The 16,891-nt window shown below is 68.6% G+C and carries 12 protein-coding genes; 2 read left to right on the plus strand and 10 right to left on the minus strand.

The window, feature by feature from the left end:
* Positions 1–75: 75 nt before the first annotated feature.
* The 6 genes from E1B00_RS07625 to nhaA all read right to left on the minus strand — a co-directional run bounded on the left by E1B00_RS07625 (position 76) and on the right by nhaA (position 9,582).
* Positions 76–2,571, minus strand: a complete 2,496-nt coding sequence (locus E1B00_RS07625) for an efflux RND transporter permease subunit (RefSeq protein WP_139447215.1) — start codon at positions 2,569–2,571, stop codon at positions 76–78.
* Positions 2,572–2,581: 10 nt separating this feature from the next.
* On the minus strand, positions 2,582–3,802 hold the full coding sequence (locus E1B00_RS07630; protein WP_139447217.1) for a WD40/YVTN/BNR-like repeat-containing protein: 1,221 nt from the start codon (positions 3,800–3,802) through the stop codon (positions 2,582–2,584).
* A gap of 88 nt (positions 3,803–3,890) precedes the next feature.
* Positions 3,891–5,255, minus strand: coding sequence for a DUF1329 domain-containing protein (locus E1B00_RS07635; RefSeq protein ID WP_139447219.1), 1,365 nt, complete (start codon positions 5,253–5,255; stop codon positions 3,891–3,893).
* A gap of 19 nt (positions 5,256–5,274) precedes the next feature.
* Positions 5,275–7,302, minus strand: a complete 2,028-nt coding sequence (locus tag E1B00_RS07640; protein ID WP_139447221.1) for a DUF1302 domain-containing protein — start codon at positions 7,300–7,302, stop codon at positions 5,275–5,277.
* A gap of 223 nt (positions 7,303–7,525) precedes the next feature.
* On the minus strand, positions 7,526–8,380 hold the full coding sequence (locus tag E1B00_RS07645; protein ID WP_139447223.1) for an NAD-dependent epimerase/dehydratase family protein: 855 nt from the start codon (positions 8,378–8,380) through the stop codon (positions 7,526–7,528).
* Positions 8,377–9,582: a Na+/H+ antiporter NhaA gene (nhaA, locus tag E1B00_RS07650; RefSeq protein WP_139447225.1), complete on the minus strand. Its 1,206-nt coding sequence runs from the start codon at positions 9,580–9,582 to the stop codon at positions 8,377–8,379. Before nhaA ends, E1B00_RS07645 begins: the two co-directional genes overlap by 4 nt.
* 147 nt (positions 9,583–9,729) lie before the next feature.
* Between nhaA and E1B00_RS07655 the strand changes: the two genes are divergently transcribed.
* Together E1B00_RS07655 and E1B00_RS07660 are read left to right on the plus strand one after the other, a co-directional pair.
* A complete protein-coding gene (locus E1B00_RS07655; RefSeq protein WP_176693157.1) occupies positions 9,730–11,109 on the plus strand; it encodes an SLC13 family permease in 1,380 nt (459 codons plus the stop codon).
* A 670-nt stretch (positions 11,110–11,779) separates the two neighbouring features.
* Positions 11,780–11,986: a DUF2061 domain-containing protein gene (locus tag E1B00_RS07660; protein ID WP_139447229.1), complete on the plus strand. Its 207-nt coding sequence runs from the start codon at positions 11,780–11,782 to the stop codon at positions 11,984–11,986.
* A gap of 129 nt (positions 11,987–12,115) precedes the next feature.
* Here the strand turns inward: E1B00_RS07660 and E1B00_RS07665 are convergent, their stop codons facing one another.
* The 4 genes from E1B00_RS07665 to E1B00_RS07680 are packed head-to-tail and all read right to left on the minus strand — an operon-like array spanning position 12,116 to position 16,834.
* On the minus strand, positions 12,116–12,688 hold the full coding sequence (locus E1B00_RS07665; RefSeq protein ID WP_139447231.1) for a hypothetical protein: 573 nt from the start codon (positions 12,686–12,688) through the stop codon (positions 12,116–12,118).
* Complete coding sequence (lpdA, locus tag E1B00_RS07670) at positions 12,685–14,487, minus strand: dihydrolipoyl dehydrogenase (RefSeq protein WP_139447232.1); 1,803 nt, start codon at positions 14,485–14,487, stop codon at positions 12,685–12,687. Before lpdA ends, E1B00_RS07665 begins: the two co-directional genes overlap by 4 nt.
* Before the next feature lie 56 nt (positions 14,488–14,543).
* Positions 14,544–15,458 carry a carbon-nitrogen hydrolase family protein gene (locus tag E1B00_RS07675; RefSeq protein ID WP_139447234.1) on the minus strand — a complete coding sequence of 305 codons (915 nt, stop codon included), beginning with the start codon at positions 15,456–15,458 and terminating at the stop codon, positions 14,544–14,546.
* Positions 15,458–16,834, minus strand: coding sequence for a dihydrolipoyllysine-residue acetyltransferase (locus E1B00_RS07680; protein WP_139447236.1), 1,377 nt, complete (start codon positions 16,832–16,834; stop codon positions 15,458–15,460). Before E1B00_RS07680 ends, E1B00_RS07675 begins: the two co-directional genes overlap by 1 nt.
* Between the last annotated feature and the right edge of the window lie 57 nt (positions 16,835–16,891).

Consider the following 16,891-nt stretch of genomic DNA (forward strand, 5'->3'; position numbering starts at 1 on the left):
CGCCCCGCGAAAAAAAAGGGCGCCCCGAGGGGCGCCCTTCTGGTGCAGGCCCGGCCTGCCCGAAGCCTAGATCGATTAAAGCTTGGGCGTCCAGTCATCCTTCTCGCGCGGGCGCAGGAACCAGCGGCACAGGGCCGGCAGGAAGATGATGGCGGCGATCATGTTCACCACGAACATGAAGGTCAGCATGATGCCCATGTCGGCCTGGAACTTCAGGTCCGAGAAGATCCACATCGCCACGCCCACCGCCAGGGTCAGCGCGGTGTAGAAGATCGCGATGCCCGTGGTCTTGAGCGCGATGAAGTAGCTCTCCGACAGGGTGCGGCCCTGCTGCATCGCCTCGCGCATGCGCGCGAAGATGTAGATGCCGTAGTCCACGCCGATGCCCACGCCCAGGGCCACCACGCACAGCGTGTTCACTTTCATGCCGATGTCGAGCTCGACCATCAGCGAATGGCCCAGCTCGGTCACCAGCACCAGCGGCGCCAGGACGCAGAGCGCGGCCAGCGGGTTGCGGAAGCTGAGCCAGCACATCAGGAACACCGCTGCGTACAGCAGGTACAGGATGGTGTGCTCGGAGGCCCGCACCGTGTCGTTGGTGGCCGCGGCCACGCCGATATTGCCGGTGCCCAGGCGCAGGTTGACCTGGTCGCTGGTGAAGTCGGGATTTTCGGCGGCTTCCGCGGCGAGCTTCCGCTGCAGGTTGCCCGGCGTGAAGGCGTCGTTCTTCTCGCGGAACTCCTTCACCGCCGCGACCACGCGGTCGATGGTGGTGGCCTGGTGGTCGGAGGTGAAGATGGTGACCGGCATCGCGCTGCAGTCGGCGTTGAGCAGGCCCGAGTCGGTCTCGAAGCTCTGGGTGGCCTGGCGCAGCGTGTCCGGATCGCGCGGCAGCACGCGCCAGCGCACTGAACCGTCGTTCCAGCCGGCGTTGACGATCTTGGCCATGGCCGGCAGCGTGATGACCTGCTCGACGCCCTCGACGTTCTCCATGTGCCAGGCGAAGCGGTCGATGGTCTCCATCGCCGCGAAGCTGGTGGTGCAGGCCGAGGGGCCGGCTTCGGCGATGACATTGAGCATGTCCACGCCCAGCGAGAACTTCTCGGCGATCAGCAGCGCGTCCTGGTTGTAGCGCGCTTCCGGGCGCAGCTCGGCCACGCCCTTCTGGGCGTCGCCGATCATCACCTTGTTGCCGTGCTGCCAGGCGAAGAACCACACCACCAGGCCGACCAGGATCACCGCGCCGGCGGCGCCGGGCTTGGACAGCTTGGACAGCGCGGCCCAGATGCGGTCGAAGCGGGTGAGCTGGCGCAGGCGGAACTCGCGCTTGCGGTCGAGGTTGCGCAGCCTGGTGTAGCTGAGCAGCACCGGCAGCAGCACCAGGTCGGTGAGGATGGTCAGGGCGACGCCGACGGTGGCGGTGATCGCCAGTTCGCGCACCATCGCGATCGGGATGACCATGATCGCGGCGAAGCCGATGCAGCCGGCCAGCAGGGCCACGGTGCCCGGGATCAGCAGCATGCGGAAGGACAGGCGCGCGGCCTCGAGCGGCTCGACGGCATCCTTGGCGCGTGCGCGCAGCTCCTCGACCGTGCCCTCTTCCAGGCCGCCGAAGAAGATCTCGCCGCGGAAGCGGTTGATCATCTGCTCGCCGTGGCTGACCGCGATCGCGAAGATCAGGAACGGCGTCAGCATGTTCATCGGATCGATGCCGAAGCCCATCAGCTTCAGGGCGCCCAGCATCCACACCACCGACACCAGGGCCGCGGCGACCGTGAGGCTGGCCAGCTTGCCCGAGGTCGAATACAGGAACAGCAGCAGCCAGGTGAAGGCGATGGTGAGCGCGAAGAACTTGATCACCGAACGCGCGCCGTCGCTGATGTCGCCGACAACCTTGGCGAAACCGATGATGTGGACGGTGTGGTTGGCGTCTTCGTACTTGGTACGGATCGCCTCGAACTGGTCGGCGACCTGCTGGTAGTCGACCTTGTTGGTGGCGCTCTCCGGGATCAGGTCGGCCCAGATCATCGCGCCGGACCAGTCCTTGGCCACCAGCCGGCCGACGATGTTGGCCTTGACGATGTTGCCGCGGATGGCTTCGAAGTCTTCCGGCACGGACTGGAAGCCCTCGACGTTCGGGGTGAAGGTCTGCGGAATGACGTTGCCGCCGGACAGGCCGTCCTCGACCACCTCGATGAAGCGCACGTTGGGCGTGAACAGCGAACGCGAACGGGCGTCGTCGGTGGAGTCGAGGTTGATGACCTCGTTGGTGACGTTCTCCAGGGTCTTCATGAAGTCCTGGTCGAACATGTCGCCGTCCTTGGCGATCACGGCCACGAGCACGCGGTTGGCGCCGCCGAACTCGAGCTCGTAATCCTGGAAGGTCTGCATGTACTCGTGCTGCAGCGGCACCTGCTTCTTGAAGCCGGCGTCCACCTTCAGCTGGCTGGCGAAGTACAGCATCGCCAGGGTGACCGCCGCGAAGACGATGAGGATGAGCGGCCGGTTGCCGAAAACGAGGTTCTCGGCAAAGCGGGCGAACGGGCCGGGTTGGCTGTTGGGCAGGCTCATTGGATCTCCGTCACTGCGGGCGGTACAGGTCGGCGCCCTTGTCGCCGATCACGAGGTAACCGGCGTCGCCGGCGGGGAGCACGCCCGACAGCAGCGGCGTTTCGCCGGTCGCGGTCTGGAACGTGGTCGCCGCGAACGGCGCCGAGCCGTCGGCGCGGTGCAGCACCACGCCGTTGGCGCCGACCAGGACGGCACCGCCGTTGGGCAGTGCGGTGCCGCCCATCAGGCTGGTGCCGACGCCGGTTTCGACGCGGGTCCAGCTGTCGCCGAGATCCTGGGATTCGTAGACGTTGCCGCGCAGGCCGAAGACCAGGATGTGGTCGCCGTCCCAGGCCAGCACGCCGAACATCGAACCCTCGTAGGGCAGACGCTTGCTCTCCCAGGTCTCGCCGTTGTCGCGCGAGCGCAGGAAGGTGCCGCGCTCGCCGGCGATGACCAGGGCGCCGGAGCCGGCGCGGGCCATCGCGTTGAGGTGCGGGTCGGACTCGGCGTCCAGCGCCAGGTCGGATTCGTCGAAGGTCCAGTCGTCGCCCTCTTCGGCGGCAGGCGTTTCCGCGACGGGCGCCGCATCGGCGGCGCTGTCGCCCAGCACGCTGCGCGCGGTCCAGGTGACGCCGCCGTCGGTGGTGACCAGCATCAGGCTGTAAGCGCCGATGGCGAAGCCGTGGGTGGCGTCGGTGAACAGCAGGTCCAGCACCGGCACGCCTTCGCTGGGGTCGACGATGTCGTAGCTCCAGGGCGCGGCGCGGCGTCGGGCCCAGGTCTGGCCGCCGTCGGTGGAATGCACGATCACGCCGTCATGGCCGGCGGCCCAGAGCATGCCGTCGGCGGTGGCGATCGAGGTGAGGGTGGCGCGGGTGGGGATGGCGGCCTGCTTCCAGGACTGGCCGTCCTCGGAAACCAGCACGTGGCCACGTTCGCCGACGGCGAAGTAACCGGAATTGGTGCGCACGGCATCGAGCAGCATCGAGCGGCCGGCACGCGGCATGATCTCGGCGTCGAGCAGGGCGGGGTCGGTCGGGGCGGGACGGGCCGCTTCGGCGGGTGCTTCGACCGGCGTTTCCGCGGTCGCGTCCAGCGGGGCCGCGTCGGCGGGCGGCGCTTCGGCGGCATGGGCCGCCGGGTCGTCGGTCGTGGCTTCGTCTTCGGGCGACTGCGCCGCAAGCGGCAGGGCCAAGGCCAACAACAGGGCACCGTAAAGGCGCGTGCTGCGAATCGGGGTTCTGGGCATCGTTTCCTCCTCCATGGCCCGGCACGCGGGGGGCCTGGAACGCAGCCGCGCCCTTTCGGGCGCGGCTGGTTGGTTCAAGTGCTTCGGATCAGCGGACGCCTGCGGTGCGCAGGTTCTGCGGCGAGTAGTTCGCCGGAGTGCTCTGGTAACCGAAGTCGCGCGGCTTGTCCTCGTTGTCGAGCAGCATGGTGATGTAGCGGCCGGACTTGAGGTCGTGGTGGGTCTCGAGGGTGGACCAGAAGGTCGGCACCTCGTAGTAGTTCACCGACGGCGCATCCGAATAACGCCACAGGTTGCCCTGGCCGTCGTAGTGGTCCATCAGCAGGATCTGCCAGCTGTCTTCGTCGATGTAGAAGGTGCGACGGCTGTTGATGTGGCGCTGGCCGGCCTTGAGCTTGGCCTCGACCACCCACACGCGGTGCAGCTCGTAGCGCATGAAGTCGGGGTTGAGGTGGCCCGGGCGGATCAGGTCGCGCACCTTGGTCTTGTCGGAATGGGCCCGGTACGAGTTGTACGGGACCAGCATTTCCTTCTTGCCGACCAGGGTCCAGGTGAAGCGGTCCATCGCGCCGTTGAACATGTCGGTCATGTCATTGGTGCGCAGGCCGTCGGACGCGGTGCCCGGGTTGTCGTAGGCGACGTTCGGGGCGCGGCGCACGCGGCGCTGGCCCGGGTTGTACACCCACGCCTGGCGCGGAGCCGCCTTGGCGTTCAGCGTTTCGTGCACCAGCAGCACCTGGCCGGCCAGGCGCGCCGGACCGAGCACTTCCTGCTTGAAGTACAGCAGGATGTTGTTGATGTTCTCGGTGGTGTTGCCCGGCTTGTAGTACAGGCCCAGGATCTCCTCGCGCAGCTTGATCAGCGTGAACGCACCGCCGGCGGTCGGCGCCGCCTGGTTCGAGTAGCTGCTCACCGACAGGCCCTTGTACTTGAGCTTGTGGTTCCAGATGACCTCGTAGGCGTTCTGCGGGATCGGGAACGGAATGCCCTCGGCGCAGTTCTGGATGCCCTCGCCGTCCGCCACCAGGCGGCACTGCGTGGCGTTGCGCTTGGAGAATTCGTACGTGCGCTGCGGGAACGAGGCGCTGCGGCGGGTCGGGTACACGTCCATGCGGAAGGTCGGGTACTTGGCGAACATCGCCTTCTGGCCGGCCGTGAGCACGTTGGCGTAGGTGGCCTGGTTGGCGCGCGTCACCGAGTACAGCGGCTTGTCGGCCGCGAACGGATCCAGGTGGAAGGTGCCGACGCGGAAACCCGCGGGCGGGCGGACGATGCCGCCTTCCCAGGCCGGGATCGTGCCGGCCGCGTTGCCGGCCTTCTCGGCGCCCACCGGGGTGAGCGTGGTGCCGAGTTTCGCCGCTTCCTGGGCGCTGACCGCGGCCTGAGCCATGCCGGTGGCGAGTACCGCGGCCCCGACCAAAACGGTCAAGGCGTGCTTCTTGTTGATTTTCATCCTCTGCCTCCCTGTGGCTTCAGAACGAATACTTCACGGTGAACGACGCGAAGTCGCGGTCGTGGATCTGGTTGAACTGCTCGGCGCCGCTGAAACGGGTGTAGCTCAGGTCGAAGATCCACTGGTTGAGGTAGTTGGCTTCGACGCCCAGCGTGAGCGACTTGCGGTCTTCGAGGAAGTTGCCGCCCGGTCCCGGGGTCGTGCCGCTCACGTCATGGTTGAACGCCAGGCGCGGAGACAGCGTGAACGGCGTGCCGAAGGCGCTGGCGTAGTCGGCGCGCGCGGCGAGGCGGTAGCCCCACGAGAACGCCGTCGGGAAACCGCCGGTCAGGGTCTGCGGGTTGCGCATGCAGCCGAACAGCAGGGCGCCGGGGCCCGGGAAACCGCCCGCCAGCGAATCGGCGACGTCGCAGCCGCCGCCGGTGTCGGTGCCTTCGCCTTCGTAACGCAGCTCGGAATGCGACGGCAGATCCCAGACCTCGGTGGCGCCGACTTCGGCGACCACGGCGATCTGGTCGGCACCCAGCACCTGGGCGAAGGCCTTGGTGAAGGTCATCTGCAGCTGGCTCATCTCGTGCTCGCGCCAGCCGCGCACTTCCTGGCCCAGCGCGTACTGGCCGAGCTGGCTGTTGAACTTCAGCGCCGGCACCGGGATGAAGGGGTTGAGCGGGCTGAGCGCGGCGTACAGCAGTTCGACGTCGTCGACCTGCAGCGGCGCGTTCGGGCGGTGGCTGATCTCGCCCTGCCAGGCGACGCCGCCGGGCAGCGTGGTGTTCCAGCTCACGCCGAACATCTGGATGTCTTCCGGATACTCGACGAAGAAGCGGCCGCTGGCGGCGCCCACCGCCGGATTGTTGACGGCGCGGCCCGAGAGCAGCGGCACGCGGCTGTGGTAGTTCAGGAAGTAGAAGCCGAACTCGGTTTCGTTCAGGGCCTCCGCGTACCAGCGCAGGGCCAGGCCGAACTGGCCGTCGTCACGCGCGGCGCGGTCCTCGATGCGGCCGACGGCGTTGCCGCAGCCGATGGCGATGATCTGGGCCGCGGTGGCGGCGCCGTACTGCGCCGACAGATCGGCGAAGCGGTCCGAGGTCGCGTAGCCGGCCGGGCCGGCATAGCAGGTGCTGAAGAAACGCTCCGGGTTGTAGACCGGCTGCGGCGTGGTGCCGAAGCCCAGCATCACGTAGGTGCCGCCCGGGGTGCCGAAATCGTTGGCGCTGAAGTAGGTGCCGGCGGCGTCGACTTCGATCTCTTCGAACTCGAACATGTACAGCGCCTCGAGGGCGACGTTCTCGGAGAGGTTGATCGAGCCCCAGGCCATGTCGATCGGCAGGAAGGCTTCCTTCAGCTCGGCGCCGGCCACGCGCAGCGCGGACAGGTCGACCGGGTTGATGACGTTGATGCCGTTCTGGATGAAGGTGCCCTCGCCCCAGCTCACCACCTGGCGGCCGACGCGCACTGTGCCGCCGAGGGCGCCGTCGTCACCCAGGGTGAAATCCTTGAACACGAACGCGTCGAGCATGCGGAAACGCTGGCCGATGCGGTCCTGGGCGATTTCGGTCAGGTCGTCGCGGCCTTCGTTCTCGAAGTCGTGGAAATACGTGGCGCGCATGAAGGCGCCCCAGCTGCGCCAGTTCAGGCTCAGCTCGGAGGTGATCTTGACGGCGCTGGAGATCGCATCGCCCTCGTCGTACTTGAGGTTGCCGTCGTCACGGTTGGCCGAGAAGCGGCCCGGGGCCGCGATCTGGGTCGGCGAGCCCGGCACGCCGCCGGTGCTGGTGCAGCGGCCGGGACCGACCGGAATGGCGCCCAGCGGGACGTTCTGCGTGCACAGCAGCGGGTTGAACCAGGACTTGGCGATCAGGTTCGGATCCTGCTCGTCGACGCGCCAGGAGTAGCCATAGGACACGGTGGTGTCCAGGCTGCCGGTCAGCTCGCCGCGGGAGAACTCGAAGGCCTGTGCGGCCGGGGCCATCAGCAGGCCGAGCGCGACGGCGGCGGCGAGCGGGGCACGAGCGACCAGCCCGTGGTGTGCGTGCAGTTTCTTCATGGGTGCTTCCTCGGGTCAGTGCGTGCGTGCGGAATTCGGAGCACCGCCGGCGGCGGCGGGCGGAATCGACGGCCGTGAGCGCGTCGTGATGGAACTGTTCTTCATAACGTTCTGGCTCCCCCCAGACTCTAGAGCATTTCCTCTAGGCATATTAAATGTTCGTTACGAAATGGCAATGCTCCCGCGTATGGTCCCTGTCCATACGGTCTGCTGCGACGCAGCATCAGCCCTTGAACATGGCGGCTTCCGGACGGAACGGCCGGGGCGAATAGCCGAGATCCCGCCGCGCCGGCGTGTCGTCGTAGACCAGGTCCCGGTCCAGCCGGGCCAGATGACCCTCGCCGACGTCCGCCGCGCCGACGGCGGCCAGCGCCCGCATCCCGGACCGGAACAGGAAGCCCGGCAGGCGCACCAGGCGGGCATCGGGCACGGTGACCGCCAGCGTGCGCCGGATCATCTCGCCATAGGAAAGGGTCTCGCCGCCCGGCAGGTCGTAGCTGCCGGGGACCGGCCGTTCCGCACGCAGGCAGCCGAGCACGGCGGCAGCCAGGTCGCCGGCATGCACCGGCTGACGCAGGCCCGTGGCATCCGTGGGCAGGGGGACATAGCGCCAGCGCCGGGCCAGAGCAACGATCCGGCTCAGGCTGCGCTCACCGCCGCCATAGATCAGGGTCGGCCGCAGAAGGCTCAACGCGCAACCATGCTCGCGGCAGTAGTCGGCCAGCCTGGCCTCGGCATCGGCCAGGCGCAGCGCCAGCCCGCGCTCGGAAGGATCCGGCGACGCCAGCTTGCTGTGCACGCTGGTCGAACCCAGTGCGACCAGTCGGGGCGGCGCCAGTCCGGAGTCGGCTTCGAGCCATCGGGCGAACACGTCCAGCGGCCCGAGGCTGACCACGGCATCGAACTGGCCCTGATAGTCGAAGGCGTCCCAGTAGCCGGCCCGGCGCCAGCGCAATCCGGGCAGGTCCTCCTGCGGCTGGCGGGAAATCGCCAGGATGTCCGCCTCTCCGGGCATCAGCTGTTCGCGCAGGGCGGCTCCGACCTGCCCGCTCAGCCCGAAAACCAGCCAGCGTTTCATGGGCTGCGGCGCGGCAGCAGCCATGCCAGCGCGAAATAGCCGACGACGGCCGACACCAGTGAACCCGCCAGGATGCCGATGCGGTTCGCCACCAGCAGATCGGCGTGGCTGGCGTCGAAGGACAGCGCGCCGATGAACAGGCTCATGGTGAAACCGATGCCGCACAGGACGGACATGCCGTACAGCCCGCCCCAGGTCACCCCTTCGGGCCGGCGCACCAGTCCCAGGCCGATCAGGGCCGCGGCGGTGGCGAAGATGCCGACCTGCTTGCCGACGAACAGGCCCAGCGCGATGCCCATCGGCACCGGCTCCAACAGGCTCTCCAGGCCCAGACCTGCCAGCGACACGCCGGCGTTGGCGAAGGCGAAGAGCGGCAGGATGCCGTACGCCACCCAGGGATGCAGCGCGTTCTCGAGCGCCTCCAGCGGCCCTTCTTCCTCCGGGCCGCCGCGCATCGGGATGGTCATGCCCAGCATCACCCCGGCCAGCGTCGCGTGCACGCCAGACTTGAGCATCGCCACCCACATCACCACGCCGATCACCAGGTAGACCGAAAGCCGGGTCACGCCCAGGCGGCTGATCAAGGCCAGCGCGGCGAGAGCGGCCAGGGCCACACCCAGCGAAAACATCGACAGGTCGCTGGTGTAGTAGACGGCGATGATGATGATCGCGCCCAGGTCGTCGGCGACCGCGATCGCGGTCAGCAGCATCTTCAGGGCCAACGGCACGCGGCTGCCGAGCAGGGCCAAGATGCCCAGCGCGAAGGCGATGTCGGTGGCGGCGGGAATCGCCACGCCCGCCATCGCCACCGGGTCGCCGCGGTTGATCCAGGCATAGATGCCCATGGGAACGATCATGCCCGCCGCGGCGCAGGCCGCCGGAAGCACGATCTGGGCGCGGTCGGCGAACTGGCCGTCGATCATCTCGCGCTTGAGTTCCAGACCCACGAGCAGGAAAAAAACCGCCATCAGGCCGTCGTTGATCCACAGCAACAGCGGCTTGTCGATGTTCAGCGCGCCGACGCGGACCTGGACCGGCAGATGGAAGAGTTCGGCGTAGAGCCCCGACAGCGGCGAGTTGGCCGCGATCAGCGCCAGCGCCGCGGTGATCACCAGCAGCATGCCGCCGAAGGATTCGAGCCGGATGAAATCAGCGAACTCCTTGGCGGCGCGTTGCGCCAGCGTCTGGACAGCAGGGGGCATGATCGGCGCGACTCCGGGGCGATTCCAGAGTCGATTATAGACAGACCGCGTTGCGGGCCCATCGCCGGCCAACCGGTCCCGACGACTGCCGGACGCGCCGCCCGCCGTTGTATGGTGGCCGCCCCGGATCGCCGACGCGGAGCCCACGTGACCTCGAGCCTGCAGCGTTTCGCCCTGCCTGCCGGCCCGGCGCTGGCCGCGGCCGCCTATCTGGTGCTGCACGGACAGGGCGCCGGGCACGCAATGGCCGTCACCGTGGCGCTGACTTCCTGGTGCGCGCTGTGGTGGATCCTGGAGCCGGTGAAGGGGCCTGTCACCGCGCTGCTGCCGCTGGCGGTGCTGCCGCTGCTGGGCGTGCTGGATGCCAAGCAGGTGGCACAGAGTTACGGCCATGAACTGATCCTGCTGCTGGGCGGCGGCTTCATGCTCTCGCGCGCGCTCGAGCGCAGCGGCGCGCACCGGCGCCTGGCGCTGACGATGGTGCGCGCGTTCGGCGGCGGCAGCGGCCGCAGCCTGCTCTGGGGCTTCATCTTCGCCACCGGCTTCATCAGCATGTGGATCTCCAACACCGCGACCACGCTGCTGATGCTGCCGGTCGCGCTGGCCATCCTCGAGACCTATGCCGACCGCCGCCTGCACGCGCCGCTGATCCTCTCGATCGCCTACGCCGCCAGCGTCGGCGGCCTGGGCACGCCGATCGGTTCGCCGCCCAACCTGGTCTTCATGCAGGTCTACGCCGAAACCACCGGCCAGGCCTACGGCTTCCTGGACTGGATGACGATCGGCGTGCCGGTGGTGCTGCTGTTCCTGCCGCTGATGGCACTGTGGCTCGGCCGCGACCTGGCGGGCGCGCCGGCGGCGCAGCTGCCGGAATCCGGGGCATGGACGCGGGCGGAAAAACGCGTGATGGCGGTGTTCGCGCTCACCGCCGCCGCCTGGATCTTTCGCGGCGAACCTTTCGGCGGCTGGAGCGCGCTGCTGGGGCTGCCCGGCGCCAACGACGCCAGCGTCGCGCTGATCGCCGTGGTCGCGCTGTGCGTGATCCCCGACGGGCGCGGCGGCCGGCTGCTCGACTGGGAAACCGCCGAGCGGGTTCCCTGGGGCGCGCTGGTGCTGTTCGGCGGCGGCATCGCGCTGGCCGCGGCATTCCAGAGTTCGGGCCTGAGCAGCGCCGTCGCGCAGGGGCTGTCGGGGCTCAACACACTGCCCTTGCCGCTGCTGCTGCTGGGCATCGTCGGCGGGGTGGTGCTGTTGTCTGAGATCGCAAGCAACACCGCCACGGCGGTGCTGTTGATGCCGATCCTGGCAGCGACGGCAATGGCGGTGGACGTTGATCCGGCGCTCTTCATGTTCCCGGCGGTGCTGGCCGCGAGCGTCGGTTTCATGCTGCCGGTGGCGACGGCGCCGAATGCGATCGCCTATGGCAGTGGCGAGGTCGATGCGCAGCGCATGCTGCGGGAGGGCGCGGTGCTGGACCTGGTCGGCGTGGTCGTTCTCTGCGTGGTCTGCTATCTCGCCTTTGTCTAGGACTTGCTGGCGCAAGTAGATCCAGTTCTCGCTGGCGGGTGATCCGGCGTGCGTCGCCGTAGACAAGAGGGGGTCCCTGCCCGCTCGGGCGGCCGCTCTCGGGCATCCTGCCCTTCGCGGCACTTGGACTCCTGTCCGGCGTGAGCGGCATCCTGCCCAACTCACGAGCGGCCGTTGCGGGCATCCTGCCCTCCACTTCAGGGACCCCCTCTTGTCTACGTCGTCGCCACGGATCGTCGAGGCGAGCCGATGGGATAAGCGCGTGCCCTCAGAAGGCACGCAAGCTCGCACATTGGACGGGATCGGCTTGAAGGGCGGATCCGGGCGAGGCGCAAGCCAACGACGGAGATGCCAGAAGCCATGTCCCAGCAAGCTTCACAGATTCGATAGACCGGCCCGGAAGGTCCGCAGGCCGCCGTACGTGAGGGCTCTTTCCGCGGCTTCGAAAACATGGAGGTTTTCGAAGAGCCTCCATGGATGGATTCACGGCGTCCGCGGAAAGAGCCCTCACGTACGGCGGCCTATCGCCGGGAACAAGCCCGGCGCCAAGCAGAATCCAACCCCGCAAACCCACGATAGGCAATGCCAATCGGGGGAATCCGAACAATCGAATGGACGGGCCGGCGGTGCGGGGCCAGCATCTTGGCCACGGAAACACCGGAGTGCCGCCATGACCAAGACCCTGTCTTTCGCCGCCGTGCATTTCACCGTCGCCTTTGGCGTCGGTTATGCGCTCACCGGCAGCGTCGTGGTCGGCAGCGTAATGGCCCTGGTCGAGCCCGCTGTGAACACCGTGGCCTACTACTTCCACGAAAAGGTCTGGCGGCGCATCGAAGCCCGGCGCGCCGCGCGGTCGCTGCAGCCGCTGCGGATCTAGTTTCCACCCCTCGACCCTTGCCGCCCCACGCACCGGGGCAGGAGCGCCGCGGCAGGTTCGGGCGCCCCGGCGGTCCGCGCCGGGGCGTCTTTCATCTGGTCTCCGGAAGGCCGGACGGATCGGGTTGTGTCACGACCCTGCGCTGGATTCTTGCTCGCGACGCCGCGACCAGTCTTCCTGCCGCGCCTCGCACTCCGCGGTGCGCTCCCATGCGGCCGAACGCAGGTTGTCGCAGGCGTGGATCGGCGTGCGGTCGCGGGCGTACTGGCGGACGGATTCGAGCAGGAGCGTCGAATCCTCGTACCACGGCAGCAGCTCGTAGGGCTGGCTGCACTGGCTGAAGCTGATTTCCTGTTCGCCCGCCCCGATGAACAGGATCAGGTCGCGACCGACCTCGAGGCGAACGGTGCAGTCGCCGCCGCCGGTGCCGGCCAGGCCGACCAGCCGGGGAAGGGTTTGGTCGGCTCCCTTGAGGGTTTCGATCGCACGCAGGCGGTAGCTGATCCGCTCCTGTTCCCAGCGCTCGAAGGCCTCCGCCGTGGGCCCGGGATCCCCCGCCAGCTCGGCGGCCACGATCCGGACGCGGACGACGCGCTCGGCGGCGTCCACGCGCTGCTCCAGCGTGCGCTCATCCGCCAGGCAGGAACAGGCCAGCGCCGGCGTGGCGCACAGGACCAGCAGGAAGCACAGGATCGTCTTCATTTTTTCTTCGGGATGTAGAGGTCGGTGATGCTGCCTTCCTGGATCTCGGCCGCCATGCCCACCGACTCGCTAAGCGTCGGGTGCGGGTGGATGGTGTGGCCGATGTCGGCGGCTTCGCAGCCCATCTCGATCGCCAGCGCCAGTTCGGCGATCAGGTCGCCGGCGTGCACGCCGACGATGCCGGCGCCGATGATGCGGTCGGTGTGTTCGTCGAAGATGAGCTTGGTGAACCCTTCGGTGCGGCCGATGCCGACCGCGCGGCCCGACGCCGCCCAGGGGAACTTGGCGACGCCGATCGCCAGGCCCTTGGCCTTGGCTTCGGTTTCGGTGACGCCGACCCAGGCGATCTCGGGGTCGGTGTAGGCCACCGACGGGATCACGCGGGCGACCCATTCCTTCTTTTCGCCGAAGGCGACTTCGGCGGCGAGCTTGCCTTCGTGCGTGGCCTTGTGCGCCAGCATGGGCTGGCCCACCAGGTCGCCGATGGCGAAGATGTGCGGCACATTGGTGCGCATCTGCCGGTCCACCGGAATGAAGCCGCGGTCGCTGACCACCACGCCGGCCTTGCCGGCGTCGAGCTTGCCGCCGTTGGGCGTGCGGCCCACCGACACCAGCACACGGTCGTACTTCGTGTTCGCCGGCACCGATTCGCCTTCGAAGCTGGCGTGCAGGCCGTCCTTCTTCGCGTCCACCTTGGCGACCTTGCAGCCCAGGTGCACGGCGACGCCGCGTTTCCTGAGCAGGTCGGCCAGCGGTTTGACCAGGTCGGGGTCGGCGCCCGGCATCAGCTGCGGCATGAACTCGACCACGGTGACCTGGCTGCCGAGCGCGGAGTACACGCAGGCCATCTCGAGGCCGATGATGCCGCCGCCGACCACCAGCAGCTGCTTCGGGATGTCGACCAAGAGCAGCGCGTCGGTGGAGTCCATCACGCGCGCATCGTCCCAGGGGAAACCCGGCAGCTTCACCGGCTGGGAGCCGGCGGCGATGATGCAGTGTTCGAAGCGAACCAGCTTCTTGCCCTCGTCGCCGGTCACTTCGATCTCGTTGGGCGACACGAACACGCCGGTGCCGGTGACCGTGCGCACCTTGCGCGCCTTGGCCATGCCCGACAGGCCCTTGACCATCTGGCCGACGACCTTGTCCTTGTGCGCGCGCAGTTTGTCCAGGTCGATCTTCGGCTCGCCGAAGCTGATGCCGAAATCGGCGGCGTGTTTCGCCTCGGTCAGCACTTCGGCCGCGTGCAGCAGGGCCTTGGACGGGATGCAGCCGACGTTGAGGCAGACGCCGCCCAGGCTCGCGTAACGCTCGACCAGCACGGTGTCCATGCCCAGGTCGGCGGAGCGGAAGGCCGCCGTGTAGCCGCCCGGGCCGGCGCCCAGCACCAGCATGCGGCATTCGATGTCGGCCTTGCGTCCAACGCCGGGCGACGCGACCGGCGCGGCCGCCGCGGACGCAGCGCCCCCTGCGGGAGCGAGCTGGGGCGCCGGGGTGCTTTTCGCCGGAGCGGGCGTCGCCGCGGCCGCGGGCGCACTCGTCTTCGGGGCTTCGACGGCCGCGCCTTCGCCCTCGGCAATCGCGATCACATCACCCGCCGACACCGTGTCGCCCAGCTTCACCTTCAACTCGACGATCTTTCCGGCGGCGCTCGCCGGCACTTCCATCGTCGCCTTGTCCGACTCCAGCGTCACCAGGCCCTGGTCCTTCTTCACGGTGTCGCCGACCGCGACCAGCAGTTCGATGACCGGCACATCCTTGTCGTCGCCCAGGTCGGGCACCCGCAGTTCGATCTTGGCCATGTGGTTCTCCTTGAGCCTGGCGCGCCGGGCGCACCGTCCTGGATCAAATGTTCGGATCAGTTCGTTTCACCGCGCCACTGCGCATACAGCTCGGGGCGGCGGTCGATCAGGTTCTTCACCGTGCCGTCGCGGCGGGCCTGCTGCAGCGCGGCCAGGTCGAGGTCGGCGAAGACCAGCTGTTCCACCTGCGGCGCCGCCTCCGCGGCGATGCCCTCGGGCGGGAACGGCACGTCGCAGGGCGTGTACACCGCCGACTGCGCGTACTGGATGTCGAAGTTGGCGACGTTCGGGCAGTGGCCGACGTTTCCGGCCGCGACCACGTAGACCTGGTTCTCGACCGCGCGCGCCTGGCAGCTGTAGCGCACCCGCAGGTGGCCGCTGCGCAGGTCGGTGCAGTAGGGCACGAACAGGATCAGCGCGCCCTGGTCGGTGAGGTGCCGCCCGAGCTCGGGGAATTCGCTGTCGTAGCAGACCATGACGCCGACCGGGCCGGCGTCGGTCTCGATCACGCCGGCGCTGTCGCCGCCGCCGACCGCCCAGCTGCCCTGCTCGCTGGGGGTGATGTGCAGCTTGTCGCGCCGGTGCAGCTTGCCGTCGCGGGTGGCGACGTAGCAGATGTTGCGCAGCGTGCCCTCGGGCGTGCGGGTCGGGTGCGTGCCGCCGACCACATGGACGCGGTACTGCCTGGCCAGCCGCTGCAGCAGCGCGGTGAACTCGCCGGTGTGCTGGCTCAGGCGCTCCATCGCCGCGGCCGGATCGAGCATGCGCGGCTCGGCGCTGAGCAGCTGCAGGGTGAACAGTTCGGGGAAGACCACGAAGTCGCTGCCGTAATCCGCAGCCACCCGCACGAACTCCTCCACCTGCGCCGCGAAACCGTCGAAACCCGCCACCCTGCGCTGGCCGTACTGCACCGCCGCGACGCGCACGCGCGCCGGCGGCTGGCCGGGAACCGCGGGCAGCGGATGGGGCATCAGAGCAGCAGCCGGCGCAGGTCGCCCAGCACCTGGGCCAGGTAGGCGGTGAAGCGCGCGGCGGCGGCGCCGTCGATCACGCGGTGGTCGTAGCTCAGGCTCAGCGGCAGCATCAGGCGCGGCTCGAAGTCCTTGCCGTTCCAGACCGGCTTCGTCGCGCTGCGCGACACGCCCAGGATGGCGACCTCCGGCGCGTTGATGATCGGGGTGAACGCGGTGCCGCCGATGCCGCCCAGCGAGCTGATCGAAAAACACCCGCCCTGCATGTCGGCGCTCGTCAGCTTCTTTTCGCGCGCCTTGGCGCTGATCTCGCCCAGCTCCTTCGCCAGCTCCAGCAGGCCCTTGCGGTCGGCGTCGCGGATCACCGGCACCACCAGGCCGTCGGGCGTGTCCACGGCGATGCCGATGTGGAAGTACTGCTTGAGCACCAGGTTCTCGCCCTCGAGCGAGGCGTTGAAGTTCGGGAATTTCTTCAGCGCGGCGACGGCGGCCTTGATCAGGAAGACCAGCGGCGTGACCTTGGTGTCCTTGTTCTCTTCGCCCAGCTTCTTGCGGAAGGCCTCCATCTCGGTGATGTCGGCGTCGTCGTGCTGGGTGACGTGTGGGATCATCGCCCAGTTGCGGGCCAGGTTGGCGCCGCTGAGCTTCTGGATGCGGGTGAGCGGACGGCTTTCGACCGGACCGAACTTCGCGAAGTCCACCTTCGGCCACGGAATCAGGTCCAGCCCGCCGCCACCGCCGCTGGCGCGCGGTGCGGCGCCGCCGGCCAACGCAGCCTTGACGAAAGCCTGCACGTCTTCTTTTGTGATCCGGCCGGCACGGGCCGTGCCGCTGAGCTGGCCCAGGTCCACGCCGAGCTCGCGCGCGAACAAGCGCACGGCCGGGCTGGCATGCGGCACCTTGCCGGGCATCAGCGCATCGGCGTCGAAGGCGACCGGCGGCGAACGGGTCGGCGCGACGGCCGCGACCGCGGCATCGGAATGGGCCGCGGCCATCGGCGTCTTCGCCGCGGCCTCCGCCGCCGGACGGGTGTCGGGCGCGGGCAGCGGCTTTTCCGCCGGCGCGGCATCGGGCGCCGGCTTCGCGGCAGATGCCGGCGCGGCGCCGGCTTTGGCGGCGGGCGCGGCCGCACCGGCGACCGGCTCGATCAGCGCCACCACCGAGCCTTCCGACAGCTCGTCACCGATCTTGACCTTGAGCTCGCGCACGATGCCGTCGAACGGCGCCGGCACTTCCATCGTGGCCTTGTCCGATTCCAGCGTCACCAGGCCCTGGTCCTTCTTCACGGTGTCGCCGGGCTGCACGAGCAGCTCGATCACCGGCACATCCTTGTCGTCGCCGATATCCGGCACCCGCGCTTCCTTCAGCTCGGCCATGGTTCCACCTGGATCCCGCGTTAGAGTCTCGGCCCTATTCTCGCCCCGTTGGCCACT

It is taken from the genome of Arenimonas terrae (genome assembly GCF_006265115.1).
Taxonomy (GTDB): Bacteria; Pseudomonadota; Gammaproteobacteria; order Xanthomonadales; family Xanthomonadaceae; genus Arenimonas; species Arenimonas terrae.